The organism is Nocardia nova, assembly GCF_002933465.1.
Taxonomy (GTDB): domain Bacteria; phylum Actinomycetota; class Actinomycetes; order Mycobacteriales; family Mycobacteriaceae; genus Nocardia; species Nocardia nova_B.
In genome coordinates, this window is record NZ_PSZE01000005.1 from 88,584 (window position 1) to 100,636 (window position 12,053).

The window sequence follows — 12,053 nt, forward strand, 5'->3', positions numbered from 1 at the left end:
TCAAGTACACGCACCGGACCGAGAGAAAAGGCAACAGACCATGAGCGGACGCACGCCCAGCCAGTGGGAAGAGATCACTGCCGCCGATCCCGCGCATTCGACGTGGTATGTGGAGCGTTTCCGGGCGATGGCGGCCGAGGGCGCGGACATCGTGGGCGAAGCGCGCCTGATCGATGCGATGGTCGGCCGCGGTAGCCGGATTCTGGACGCCGGATGCGGTCCGGGGCGGCTGGGCGGCTACCTGTATCGCGCCGGTCATGTCGTGGTCGGCGTCGACGTCGATCCGGTGTTGATCGCTGCGGCGGAACAGGACCATCCCGGTCCGATCTGGCTGGTCGGTGACCTCGCCGAACTGGATCTGCCGAGTCGCGGGATCGAAGGCGACTTCGACGCGATCGTGTGCGCGGGCAACGTGATGACATTCCTGGCGCCCTCCACCCGAGGCGCGGTGCTATCCGGTTTCGCGCGCCATCTGGCACCCGCCGGGCGGGTGGTGGTCGGGTTCGGCGCCGACCGCGGTTACGAGTTCCCGCAATTCCTGGCCGACGCCGAACACGCCGGACTCAGGGTGGATCTGCGGCTTTCGACATGGGATCTGCGCCCGTTCACCGACGAATCCGACTTTCTGGTGGCGGTGTTCTCGCGCGCGGAGTGAGGCCGAACCTGCCCGGTCCGCGACCTACGACGCTGTAGAGTTCGACCGACACACTCGCGGAGGAGTTCGCCATGACCTACACAGTGGACTTCACGACGGTATCGACCGACGGACTCGAATCGTCCCCGGTCGCGGACACTTTGGCCGGCCTGCGCGCCAACGAGGCCCGATACTTCAAGAACAAGTACGACCACGTCTTCACGGTGGAGCCGGCCAAGGAGGCCCAGTCGACCATCGACTGGGTCAGCCGGATCCTCGAGGACGAACGCGGCATCGTCATCGCCTCCCGCCCACTCGAGGCCACGGCCTTCGAAGCGGACGGCATCCGCTTCGCCTATGTCTTCTACGAGAACGGCCTGTCGATCAACGTCATGTATTCGATCGACGATTCCGGTAAGCGGGCAGTGGGTTTCAAGCTCTCCGACGGGATGGACATCCCCACGGAACTCTCGTCTTTCAAGTTCGCGAGGCAGAAGTCGAAGCTGGCGGGCACAATTCGCGGCTCCTACTTCGTCATCAAGAACCAGTACTGATTCGCGGGCCGCCGCGGCCGGGACCGGTACCGGGCGGGCACGCTCACAAGGCACCGACTCCGCCGCTGTGAGAACCTCGCTCTGTGAATCTCGTGGGGCGGTCGGTTCGCCGACGCAGCGAACCCGGGCGACCTCGCGGGTGAGGTGGTCGCGCTCCGGCACGCTGGTGGCGGTGCCCGCCGCCGCGGCGTACCTACCCGTCGGATTCAGCAGTTCGGCGTACCACTCCACGATCTGTACCCAGTCCGTCTCAGCGGCGGTCGGGGCATCGGCGCGCAAGGCGGCGATCGCTGCCTGCGTATTCGCCCAGGCGACCGGTCCGGTTCCAGCTGCTCGTGACCGAAGCAGGCCACGCCCGAGACCGTCGCGATCGGCGCAGGTGGCCCGACGAGAGTGGTCTAGTATCGAACGTATGTTCGCATCGGATGGGGAACCGGCGGAAGGGGGCCGTAAGGGGGCGGTGATTCTGCATGCCGATCTGGATTCGTTCTATGCGTCGGTCGAGCAGCGGGACGCACCGGAGTTGCGGGGAAAACCGGTGATCGTCGGGGGCGGGGTGGTGTTGGCGGCGAGTTACGAGGCGAAGGCGTACGGGGTGCGGACGCCGATGAACGCGCGGCAAGCATTGCGGCTGTGTCCGCATGCGGTCGTGGTGCCGCCGCGGATGTCGGCCTACGCGCAGGCGAGCCGGGCCGTGTTCGAGATCTTCCATGCCACCACTCCGGAGGTCGAGGGCATCTCCATCGACGAGGCCTTTCTCGATGTCGGTGGGCTGCATCGCACTTCGGGTGCCCCGATCGATATCGCGGCCGGATTGCGGGCGCGGGTGCGGGCCGAGGTCGGACTGCCCATCTCGGTCGGCGTGGCGCGGAGCAAATTCCTCGCCAAGGTGGCCAGTGCGGTCTGCAAACCCGACGGCCTGCTGCTGGTGCGGCCCGAGGCCGAACTCGAGTTCCTGCATCCGCTGCCGGTCGAACGGCTCTGGGGCGTGGGCGAGGTGACCGCGCGGACATTGCACGAACACGGCATCACCCGGATCGGGCAACTGGCCGATACCGACCCGATGGAGTTGTGCGGTCTGCTCGGTCGCGCCGCCGGACGCCATCTGCACGCCCTCGCCTGGGCGCGGGATCCGCGCCGGGTCGACACCGGTCGCCGGCGCCGATCGATCGGTGCGCAGCGCGCGCTGGGAAACCGGCCGCGCACCGATGCCGAGATCGAGGCCTATCTGCACGGCCTGGCGGATCGGCTCGGGCACCGCTTGCGGACGGCGCGACGGATCTGCCGAACCGTCGTGCTGCGCTTACGCTTCGCCGATTTCGGCCGCGCGACCCGTTCGCACACCCTGCCGACCGCCACCGACGACGGGGCGACGATCCTGCGGGCCGCCCGCACCCTGCTCGCGGCCGCGCGCCCACTGATCGAGGAACGCGGTATCACGCTCATCGGGCTCGCCCTGACGAACCTGCAGAATACGGATCCACGGCAGCTGATGCTGCCGTTGGATGCCGGCCCGGACACCACACTCGACGCGGCACTGGATGCGGTGCGCGACCGCTTCGGCGCCGGAACCGTTACCCGGGCGGCACTGCTCGGGCGCGGTGAAGGCTTGTCGGTGCCGCTGCTCCCCGACTGAATTGCCGGGCCACGGAAGTCGGAGCCACGGAAGTCGGAGCCACGGAAGACCGAGCCCCAGGAATCATTGCGCCGGTAGCAGTCCGCGCGCCACCAGATCATCGAACAGCACCTGGTCGACAGGCGGCACCGCGGCCCGGTCGGCGTAGGTGAACCAGGCGATTTCGGCGATTTCGCTGCTCGGCTCGATGGTGCCGGCGTAGTCCGCGGTGTAACAGCTCATTCGCACCGAAACCTCGGTGGCGCCGGGCAATTCGGCTTCGTAGGTGCCGACGTGGGCAACCGACTCCGGAATCAGCACCACGGTGAGCTCCTCGGAGATCTCCCGGATCAGTGTCTGCCGATCGGTCTCCTCGCCCTCGCGCTTGCCCCCGGGAATGTAGAACTCGTCCTTGCCGTCCGGGCGGGCGCACAGGATCCGGCCGTCCTCGATCAGCACCCAGGCCACGGTATCGATGAGGCGCCGTGACGATTCGATCCGCATCCGCGCAGCCTACCCGGGTGCATCCCGACCGTCCGAGCCTCGGGCGACGCATCCGCCGCGGCGTGATAGACAAAGCTGAACGCAGTGATCGGAAGGTGTGGTGCGATGCCGGACAGTACGCAGCCGACGGGTCCGGTGGAGCTGATCGCGCAACGCTTACGCCGCGGCGGCACTGGTGGTGAACATCGCGACGGGGCGCGGCTGGCCCTGGTCATCGAGGGTGGCTCGGCACGCGGGGTCTATTCGCACGGCATGGTGACCGGCCTGGAAGAACTCGGGGTGCTGCGGTGTTTCGACGCGGTCTACGGCGCCTCGGCCGGCGCGCTGAACGGGGCGTGGCTGTTGTGCGGGCGAGCGGCGCGGGCGCGGCGCGCCTGGCATTCAGATGTGGTGCGGCGGGTGATCTCCCCGGCTCGGGCGCTGCGCGGCGGTCTGGTCGTGGACACCAGATATCTGGTGCACACCGTGTACGAGCGTGTCGTCCCGATGGACTTCGCGGCGATCCTCGGCAATCCGGTCACCTTCCACCCGATCGGCACCGATATCGCCGACGGCAGCGCCGTGGATCTGCGCCCCCACATCAGCGATATCCCCACCCTGCAGCGCGCGCTACGCGCCAGCACCTGTATGCCGGTTCTGGCCGGACGCCCGGTGGCGGTGGGCGGCAGTCGCTACGTCGATGCCGGACTGTCCGAATCGGTGCCCATCACCACCGCCCGCGCCCAGGGCGCCACCCACATCGTTGTGTTGCGTACCCGGCGGTCCGATGAAAAGCCCAGCGTCCCCTCGGATTTCGAACGGCGCGTGGTCGCGCGAGTGCTCGGTGTTTCGGGCCCGAAAGTGGCCGAGAGCTGGCTCGCCCGCGCCACGCAGTTCGCCGCCGAGGAGCACCGCATGACGGCCGACCCGTCGATTCTGCAGATCCGCCCACCCCTGGGCGCGCCCACGATCGGCCGGGTCGCCCGCGATTCCGCGGTTCTGTTGCGCGCCCTGGACCTGGGCCGCGCGGCCACCCGGGCGGCGCTCGGCAGCGCTGTCGGATCCACGGGAGACGTCGCAATCTGAGTCGTTCCCACCGCAGCCGCGGGTGACCGACCGGAAAGTGGCGAGCAGCTCTCGGCGGGTTCAGTCCAGGTTCAGCTGGTCGCGGCCGGTGGCACGGGCGGGGTGGACGGCCTCGGCTCGGAGCAGCTCCGAATCGACATCTTCGTCGTCGAACATGCTCACCCGGAGGGTGTTGTCGACGGTTTCCCACGTTCCGGCGATCCGGCCCCCGACGAGGACCAGGGGCGAGATCCAGCCGGCGGTCCGGCTGACCTTCGTGCGATGGGCCGGAGGTAGGAGGACCGGATCCGTGGTGCCGGGGCTGAGCGCGTATTGGTCGAAGGGGCCGAGCAGGCGAACGCTGTCGGTGGGAGTCGTGGCGGCTAGATCGGCGGCGTCCTCGGTGCGGATCCCGGTGCGGCGGCCCTCGACGTCGACTTCGGTGAGTTCGGGTCCCAGATCGGAGAACCATTGGCGGACAGTGCTTTTGCGCAACACGCCGCGGATGAGCCAGGCGTTGAACGCCTCCGGTGTGCCCGGACCGTAGGCGACCGCGTCGGTCAGCGCCTTCACATCGCCGGGATCGGCGCCGAAATTGCGTTGCCACGCAGGCTTCTCCCATGCGCACCGAGGCGATCAGGGCCGACGCGGCGGCCGCCGTGTCGGGTGTCATCGCGTGCAGCGTGCCGCGCATCGCCCACGCCTTCAGCAGCTCACCGGCGTCGAGCGCGCGTACGAGCTCTCCCGGCGCTCCCCCGCACCGCACGGCCACCGCGGTCTCGGCCACGGACGTCACCTGCGCCTACACCCCGGCCAGTCGCCGCGCCACCGCGACCGCATCCCCGGCGTCACGCGCCTCGACGAATCCCCTCCGCAATCGCCACGCGAACACCTGGCCCCATGTGGCCTTCACCGCACCTCCCACGTCCGCACACCCGCCGATCCGCGCGCTCACCCTACGGCTCTCCACCGACAACCCACAGAGTCGTGACGCCTCGCACACCACAAGGGCAATTCATGCGTGTTTGTGCATGTATTGCTAGTCTGTTGCCGTGACTCCGAAATCCGAAGACTCCCCCGAGCCGTTCTGGACGCTGGAGACCCGGCTGGCCTCGGCACTGCTGATCCTGGCCGGATTCGTGGGCGCCGCCGCCTACACCCACTCCGAGGGCTACTTCGTCACCTTCATGACCGGCAATACCGAACGCGCCGTCATCGGCGGATTTCTCGGCGACTACACCCTCGCGGCCGGCGCCTTCGCCCTGATCGTGTTCTTCCTCGCCGGCGTCCTGGTGGCCTCGATCTGCCGCCGACACTGGTGGCGCAACCATCCGCACGGCGCGACCATGCTCGCCACCGCCGCCCTCACCCTGGCCGCCGTCCTCGACACGATTCTCTACCGGCACGACTCCGATCTCGGCCTGGTGCCGATTCTGCTCGTTTCCTTCGGGATGGGTTCGCTGAACACCTCGTTCGTCAAGAACGGCGAGGTGTCGATCCCGGTCTCCTACGTCACCGGAACCCTGGTGAAATTCGCTCAAGGCGTGGAGCGGCATATGGCCGGCGGCACCCATCGTGAATGGCTGGGCTACGCGGTGCAATGGCTGTCGTTCGCCGCTGGCGCCTTGATCGGCGGTCTGGTCTCGCTGGTCGTCGAGGGCGCCGACATGCTCTACACCGCCGTCATCGCCTCCGCCCTCGTGGCCGCCTACACCTGGCACGCCGACCTCGGCTGGGTGCAGCGCCATCCCTCTTCGGAGTAACGGGCGCGGCCGTGGTATCCGCGCGACCGGCGGCACCGAATCATAGGTGTCAGGTCGTTCATAGGTGTCAGGTCGTCTCGCCGGCCGCGTTCGCGCTGTCGCCGACCCGCCCAGACCTGGGTTGCGGTGGATGTACGTCTCAAAAGGTTCGTATCGGAGGGTTTGGAGCCCGGCCATTCCGCCGCCGTCCTCCGCTACGAGAACGCGTGGGCGGTCGCGTTGCGGCGCGACCGCACGGAGATCAGGAGAAGCAGCATGAAAATCGTCACAGCGGCAGCGGTGCTGGCGACCGGTGCGGCCGCACTGATTCCGATCGCCGCGTGCTCCTCGGACAACAACAGCAGTCCGGCCGCGGTCACCACGACCACGTCGCACGGCGAGCACACCGATATGCGAAGCAGTCTCGCCACGACGGCCTCGTCGGTGGTCGGCTCGGCCCTCAACTCCGCGCAGCAGGCGGTGCAGAACGCGATCAACAGCGTCCTGTCCGCGGCGCCGATCAGCTTCGACAAGGGCAGCTCCGATCTGAGCCCGACCGATGTCGCCACGATCAAAGCGGTGGCGCTTCCGCTCAAGGGCAACGACACCGCGGTCAAGATCGAAACCTACGCCGTGGATTCGAATTCCGGGGCGGCCGACTCGCTGGCCGAGGCGCGGGGCAACAACGTCGCCACGGCCCTGCAGAACGAGGGGATCGACAAGGCTCGCATCACCGTGCACGCGGAAGGCAATCCGATCGAGTCGAACGTGCAGATAGATCAGGCGACGATCTCCGTCACCATGAAGTAGCGGTCACCGTTCGGCGTCCGGATCGCCGCCCTCCACCTCCGTGCGCGTCGATCCGGGCACCAGCACCTTGGTGATCGTCGCCGCCCCGACCACGACGAGCGACCTCACGAAAGCTTGCGCACCAGGCCACCGCCGGACTGGCCGTAATCGCGGAACAGGCTTTCCAGTTCGGTGAGCAGATTGGCTCCGGGCCGAAATGCGAGAAATGCAGGTTCAGATCGGCTTCGGCCGCCGCCATCGCCACCTGCATTTGGCCGCGATCGTAGCGATGGAACGAATCCCCCTCCACGATCGCGGCATTCAAGGCGTAGTCACCCGCGTCGTGTCATCATGGCAAGCGACGACGACCACGGCTCCAGGCAGTGAAACGGCAATCGCCGTTACATCCCGAGCTCAGCTCGAGCGCGGACGTCCCACTCCGGGGTTCGAGTGGTCGAAGCGCTGCGTTGCGCGCGGGGTTCGTTTGCCGGTGTGTTCATCGCCGTCCTGAGTCCGTTAACCCATTGTCAAGTCCAAGATACCGTGTGCCCGAAGCATTTTCGACTCTCCAAGGCTGGGACGCCGGGCCCAGGATGTCCGCCGTCGATCCGGCCACCAGCACGGGCGCGCGGGCACGGTTCGCAACCGCCCCACCGAACGAGGCCAGGCCGGCCGGGGAAACGCTCGGCGCCGCCGATGAGTAGGCCGAACGCGTCGGGATCGCGTGGGAGCGCATACTTACTGAATCGGACATCGCCGACGGTCCCAGCACACGCGGAGGAGCGACAACGCCCATGATCCAGCAGGAGCGCGCACGCAGCGCGGAGGAACTTGCCGAGGCGGCGGATCTGTATTTCGCGCTCGGCAGGATCACCCGGCTGCTGCGGCGCTCCGGTGACCTGGGCTCACTGAGTCCTGGCTCGGCGGCGGCACTGGGCACCCTGGTGCGCAGCAGCCCGATGCGGCTGGGCGATCTGGCCGCCGCCGAACACGTCACCGCCCCCACGATGTCGCGTATCGTGTCGGGCCTGGAGAAGTGCGGATATCTCGAACGCACCGCCGACCCGGCCGACGGCAGAGCTCAGTTGCTGACCGTCACCGAACAGGCCAAATCGCTGGTCAACGGGCTCACCTCGGCCCGGATCCAGCGCTTTGCCGCGGCCCTTGACGATATCGATCCGCAACAGCGCCGCACGCTCGGCGACGCACTGGCCGCGCTGGTCGCACGGCTCGACGACGACGGCTCCCCGTAACGGCTTGACGTGGAGCGCACTCCAAGTCGTAGCGTCGGCCCCATGAGTTCGCAGGGACTCACCATCCAATCCGATGGCACCTCAGGAGGACCGCTCGCATGATCGCGACCAGGAAACTCGGCGAATCGACCGTCGGCGCGCAGGGACTCGGCTGCATGGGCATGAGCCAGGCCTACGGTGTGCGCGACAACGACGAGGAGTCGATCGCCACCATCCATCGCGCCCTCGACCTCGGGGTGACCCTGCTCGACACCGCGAACGTCTACGGCGGCGGCGCCAACGAAGAGCTGGTGGGCAAGGCCATCGCCGGTCGGCGCGACCAGGTGGTACTCGCGACCAAATTCGGCATCGTGTGGGGCGAGGGCGGCAGCATGGGCGCCCGGGGCGACGCCGCCTATGTCGCGCAGTCCTGCGACGAATCGCTGAAACGCCTCGGCGTCGACCATATCGACCTGTACTACCAGCACCGCGTCGACCCGAATGTGCCGGTCGAGGAGACCTGGGGCGCGCTGTCGGAACTGGTCACCGCGGGTAAGGTCCGCTACCTCGGCATCTCCGAGGCCTCCGCCCAGGCCATCCGTCGCGCGCAGGCCGTCCATCCGGTGACCGCACTGCAGAGCGAATGGTCGCTGTGGACGCGCGGTATCGAAGAGGAGGTCCTGCCCACCTGCCGTGAACTCGGCATCGGGATCGTGCCGTTCTCCCCGCTCGGCCGCGGCTTCCTCACCGGCTCGATCACCTCCACCGCCGATTTGCCCGACGACGATATGCGCCGCGCGCTGCCCCGCTTCGCCGACGACAACATCGACCGGAACCTGGCCGTCGTCGCCGAGCTGCGCGCAATGGCGGCGGAAAAGGGCGTGACCGCAGGGCAATTGGCGCTGGCGTGGGTCCAGGCCCGTGGTGACGACGTGGTCCCGATTCCGGGCACCAAGCGCCGCAGCTATCTCGAGCAGAATGTGGCGGCCACCGAGATCGAGCTCAGCGCCGAGGATCTGGCGCGGATCGAGGCCGTCGCCCCGGCCGATGCCTTCGCCGGGGCCCGCTATCCCGAGCACCTGGCTCGCGCCGCCGGCAAATAGTGAGCCGCCGGCGAACGGTGATCAATGCGGGACGTCGACCGTCAGCGTGACCGGGGTGTCCGCGGCGACCGGCGTCCCCGCCTCCGGCTGCTGGGCGGTGACCGTCCAGGGAGTCGTCGCGGCGCTCGGATCGTGCATCACATCGCGTCCGTCCGCAGTGGTGACACCGGTGACGTCGAAGCACAGCGCCGCACCGACCACGGTCTGTCCCAGTGGCTTTCCGCGGAAGTCGGGTAGCGGGCGCGGCCAGGGCTGCGCGCCGCAGTCATGGCCGGCCGCCGCGACCGAACTCGATTGCGCCGCAGCGGATGTCGTGGTCGTGCCGCTCGCCTGGTCGTCGGAGGAGCCGCCGCACGCTCCGACGGTGCAGGCGACAGCGAGCAGGGATGCGGCGAATGCGATGCGGCGCATGGATGTCCTTCGGATCGAGCGGCGTGTTCGGCGCCGCCGACCAGCGAACGGGCGCGCGTGCAAGGCACCCTAATACGCGATCGGTCACCGATCGAATCGGCCGGATCACCGCCGGAATATGCCATGTGGTCGGCGGCCGTTCGGAACGCTCCACAACGCAGACGCCGGGCGGTGAGCTCCGAGGGACAGCGCACGTCTCGAACCCCACCCGATACACCCGATGCCGGCATCGGCGATCTCGTGGTTCCGAACGAACCGCCCGAGGGGATTCTGCTCCGAAAATGCCACGCGCCTATCATCTTTCGGGGTTACGAACCAGTCAATTTCCAATCACTGTGTGGCAACGGCGGATTCGGCGGGCACCGGCGCGCTGCTGTGGCGAGGGCCGGACCGGCGGGTACACGGCGGTTTCCATCGCGGACCTCACCGCGGCTTCCGGGGTCAGCAACGGCACGATCTATCACCATTTCGGCGCCAAGGACGGCGTGCTGGCCGAACTGCCGCACGGTGTGCTGCTCCCTGGACTGACCAACGAGGCCCCCGCCGGTGGCCGCGGCCGGAGTGCCGGAAACCGGGCCGCACGTCAGTCACCCGGCGGAAGGCTGATCGGCTGCCACCACCTGCGGGATGCTCAACCGTGCAGGTACTGCTCGAGGTGTTCGCGCTCGTCCTGCAACTCCGAGATCGCGCTCTTGACCACATCTCCGATACTGACGATCCCGACCATTCGTCCGTGATCGACGACCGGCAGATGCCGGATCCGATGTTCGGTCATCGTCGCGCGCAAACTCTCCACCCGATCCTCGGGCGAGCAGGTGTGCACGATCGCGGTCATGATGTCGGACACCGGCCGGGTCAACAGCTGCGCACCCTGTCTGTGCAGGCAGCGGACCACATCCCGCTCCGAGACGATCCCGTCCAGTGCGCCGCCGCCACCGCACACCACCACCGCGCCGACATTGTGTTCGGCCAGCACCGCCAGCAATCTGTCGACCGTCGCCTCCGGCGCGATCGTCACCACACCGGCCCCCTTGTTGCGCAAAACCTCCGAAATTCGCATCGTCCACCGCCCTGTCGAGCCTGTCATTGTTACGCCCTGCCGGGACAGTTCTGCCGCCGAACTGCCGCCGCTTATAAGGATCGCGCGTTTTCTGCGCGGTGACCAGCAACGATTCCGATCGGCACGATCAACCTCGCGATGAATCCGGGCGGCGAGCGCCACGCCCGGCGCGGGGCCGTTGCCGCTCGAGCTGCCACCGCGGCCGACCTGATGGACGTAGCATCCCAAGTGTGGCCGATGCGAACCGTCCCGCGCTGCGGGTTCTCGTCTACAGCAGCGATGCCGACACCCGTCGCCAGGTGATGCTGGCGCTGGGTAAGCACCCGCATCCCGACCTGCCGCCGTTCGACTACCGCGAGACCGCCACCGCACCGGTGGTGATCGAGCAGTTCGACGCCGGCGGGATCGACCTGGCCATTCTCGACGGTGAGGCCGCCCCCACCGGCGGAATGGGGCTGGCCAAACAGCTCAAGGACGAAATCGCCGACTGCCCGCCCATCGTGGTGCTGACCGGCAGGGCCGACGATGCCTGGCTCGCCGCCTGGTCCCGGGCCGAGGCGGCGGTCGCGCATCCGCTGGACCCGTTCCAGCTCACCTCGGCGGTCACCACGGCTCTCAACGCTCGCCCCGCCGCCTGATCAGCGTTTTCCCGGTCGGCCGATAACTTCGTGGGCCGACCCTTCTGGTGCCTGTCGAGGGTCGCGGCGCGCCCGGCCACGGGGAGGCCATTGCGCCGTTTCGGTCATAAGTGACAGTTCCGAATTCGATCAAACACCGGGGCGGAACCGTCAGCATTCAGAAAGAGCGGTTGTAGGCTGTGCTGTAGCTCACACGAGCGTGGCTGTTGATATGAATGGCGCCCCGCCTGCCTGTCGTCCCGCGCTCGCGCTCGAGCTGCGCTTCGGGGTGAGACTGGCCCGGCAGACGACGATGTCAGCCCCGCCTCGGCAGTTGCCGGCGAGGGAGAGGGGTTGTGCCGTTGTGAATACCCAGGTGCCGACTCTTGTGCTCGGTGCGATCGCTGCGGCGTTCGCGCTGGGATCGGTGTTGCTGGCGGCCGTGATCGGCCCGAAACGCTACAACCGAGCCAAACTCGAAGCCTACGAATGCGGTATCGAACCCACCCCGCACGCCATCGCCGGCGGGCCGGGAAATGCTGCGGGACAACGCTTTCCGGTGAAGTACTACCTCACCGCGATGCTGTTCATCATCTTCGACATCGAGATCGTATTCCTCTATCCGTGGGCGGTGCACTTCGATGCCCTCGGCGTCTTCGGGTTGGCGGCCATGGCGCTGTTCATTGTCAACGTCTCGGTTGCCTACGCCTACGAGTGGAGGCGCGGCGGCTTGAGCTGGGACTGAACG

15 protein-coding genes are annotated in these 12,053 nt (G+C 67.8%); 11 read left to right on the forward strand and 4 right to left on the reverse strand.

Going from position 1 to position 12,053, the window contains the following annotated elements:
* The first annotated feature begins 40 nt into the window (after positions 1-40).
* The 3 genes from C5E41_RS08035 to dinB all read left to right on the forward strand — a co-directional run bounded on the left by C5E41_RS08035 (position 41) and on the right by dinB (position 2,824).
* Positions 41-655, forward strand: coding sequence for a class I SAM-dependent methyltransferase (locus C5E41_RS08035; RefSeq protein WP_104375215.1), 615 nt, complete (start codon positions 41-43; stop codon positions 653-655).
* A gap of 71 nt (positions 656-726) precedes the next feature.
* Positions 727-1,188 (forward strand): phage tail protein, encoded by a 462-nt coding sequence (locus tag C5E41_RS08040; protein WP_104375216.1) that lies wholly within the window; start codon positions 727-729, stop codon positions 1,186-1,188.
* A 412-nt stretch (positions 1,189-1,600) separates the two neighbouring features.
* A complete protein-coding gene (dinB, locus tag C5E41_RS08050; protein WP_104375217.1) occupies positions 1,601-2,824 on the forward strand; it encodes a DNA polymerase IV in 1,224 nt (407 codons plus the stop codon).
* A 63-nt stretch (positions 2,825-2,887) separates the two neighbouring features.
* Here dinB and C5E41_RS08055 read toward each other — a convergent pair whose 3' ends face one another.
* Positions 2,888-3,307: an NUDIX hydrolase gene (locus tag C5E41_RS08055; protein ID WP_030514386.1), complete on the reverse strand. Its 420-nt coding sequence runs from the start codon at positions 3,305-3,307 to the stop codon at positions 2,888-2,890.
* 105 nt (positions 3,308-3,412) lie between these two features.
* On the opposite strand from C5E41_RS08055, the gene C5E41_RS08060 reads away from it, so the two are divergent.
* The gene (locus tag C5E41_RS08060) at positions 3,413-4,372 is read left to right on the forward strand and encodes a patatin-like phospholipase family protein (RefSeq protein WP_104375218.1); all 960 of its coding nucleotides are present in this window, start codon (positions 3,413-3,415) and stop codon (positions 4,370-4,372) included.
* 60 nt (positions 4,373-4,432) lie between these two features.
* Here C5E41_RS08060 and C5E41_RS34870 read toward each other — a convergent pair whose 3' ends face one another.
* Positions 4,433-4,924: a winged helix DNA-binding domain-containing protein gene (locus C5E41_RS34870; RefSeq protein ID WP_258080827.1), complete on the reverse strand. Its 492-nt coding sequence runs from the start codon at positions 4,922-4,924 to the stop codon at positions 4,433-4,435.
* Between the two features lie 479 nt (positions 4,925-5,403).
* On the opposite strand from C5E41_RS34870, the gene C5E41_RS08070 reads away from it, so the two are divergent.
* The 4 genes from C5E41_RS08070 to C5E41_RS08090 all read left to right on the forward strand — a co-directional run bounded on the left by C5E41_RS08070 (position 5,404) and on the right by C5E41_RS08090 (position 9,217).
* On the forward strand, positions 5,404-6,114 hold the full coding sequence (locus C5E41_RS08070; protein ID WP_258080828.1) for a YoaK family protein: 711 nt from the start codon (positions 5,404-5,406) through the stop codon (positions 6,112-6,114).
* 255 nt (positions 6,115-6,369) lie between these two features.
* Positions 6,370-6,903 carry an OmpA family protein gene (locus C5E41_RS08075; RefSeq protein WP_146097501.1) on the forward strand — a complete coding sequence of 178 codons (534 nt, stop codon included), beginning with the start codon at positions 6,370-6,372 and terminating at the stop codon, positions 6,901-6,903.
* A 773-nt stretch (positions 6,904-7,676) separates the two neighbouring features.
* Positions 7,677-8,135, forward strand: a complete 459-nt coding sequence (locus C5E41_RS08085; RefSeq protein WP_104375220.1) for a MarR family winged helix-turn-helix transcriptional regulator — start codon at positions 7,677-7,679, stop codon at positions 8,133-8,135.
* A 98-nt stretch (positions 8,136-8,233) separates the two neighbouring features.
* On the forward strand, positions 8,234-9,217 hold the full coding sequence (locus C5E41_RS08090; protein ID WP_181063155.1) for an aldo/keto reductase: 984 nt from the start codon (positions 8,234-8,236) through the stop codon (positions 9,215-9,217).
* A gap of 21 nt (positions 9,218-9,238) precedes the next feature.
* Here the strand turns inward: C5E41_RS08090 and C5E41_RS08095 are convergent, their stop codons facing one another.
* On the reverse strand, positions 9,239-9,628 hold the full coding sequence (locus C5E41_RS08095) for a PASTA domain-containing protein (protein ID WP_104375221.1): 390 nt from the start codon (positions 9,626-9,628) through the stop codon (positions 9,239-9,241).
* Positions 9,629-9,909: 281 nt separating this feature from the next.
* Between C5E41_RS08095 and C5E41_RS35915 the strand changes: the two genes are divergently transcribed.
* Complete coding sequence (locus C5E41_RS35915; protein ID WP_104375222.1) at positions 9,910-10,365, forward strand: TetR/AcrR family transcriptional regulator; 456 nt, start codon at positions 9,910-9,912, stop codon at positions 10,363-10,365.
* On the opposite strand, the gene C5E41_RS08105 is transcribed toward C5E41_RS35915, so the two are convergent.
* A complete protein-coding gene (locus C5E41_RS08105; RefSeq protein ID WP_104375223.1) occupies positions 10,260-10,688 on the reverse strand; it encodes a CBS domain-containing protein in 429 nt (142 codons plus the stop codon). The genes C5E41_RS35915 and C5E41_RS08105 overlap by 106 nt on opposite strands.
* 230 nt (positions 10,689-10,918) lie before the next feature.
* On the opposite strand from C5E41_RS08105, the gene C5E41_RS08110 reads away from it, so the two are divergent.
* Complete coding sequence (locus C5E41_RS08110) at positions 10,919-11,326, forward strand: Rv3143 family two-component system response regulator (RefSeq protein ID WP_181063156.1); 408 nt, start codon at positions 10,919-10,921, stop codon at positions 11,324-11,326.
* Positions 11,327-11,669: 343 nt separating this feature from the next.
* Positions 11,670-12,050, forward strand: coding sequence for an NADH-quinone oxidoreductase subunit A (locus C5E41_RS08115; protein ID WP_063030371.1), 381 nt, complete (start codon positions 11,670-11,672; stop codon positions 12,048-12,050).
* The last annotated feature ends 3 nt before the right edge of the window (positions 12,051-12,053 follow it).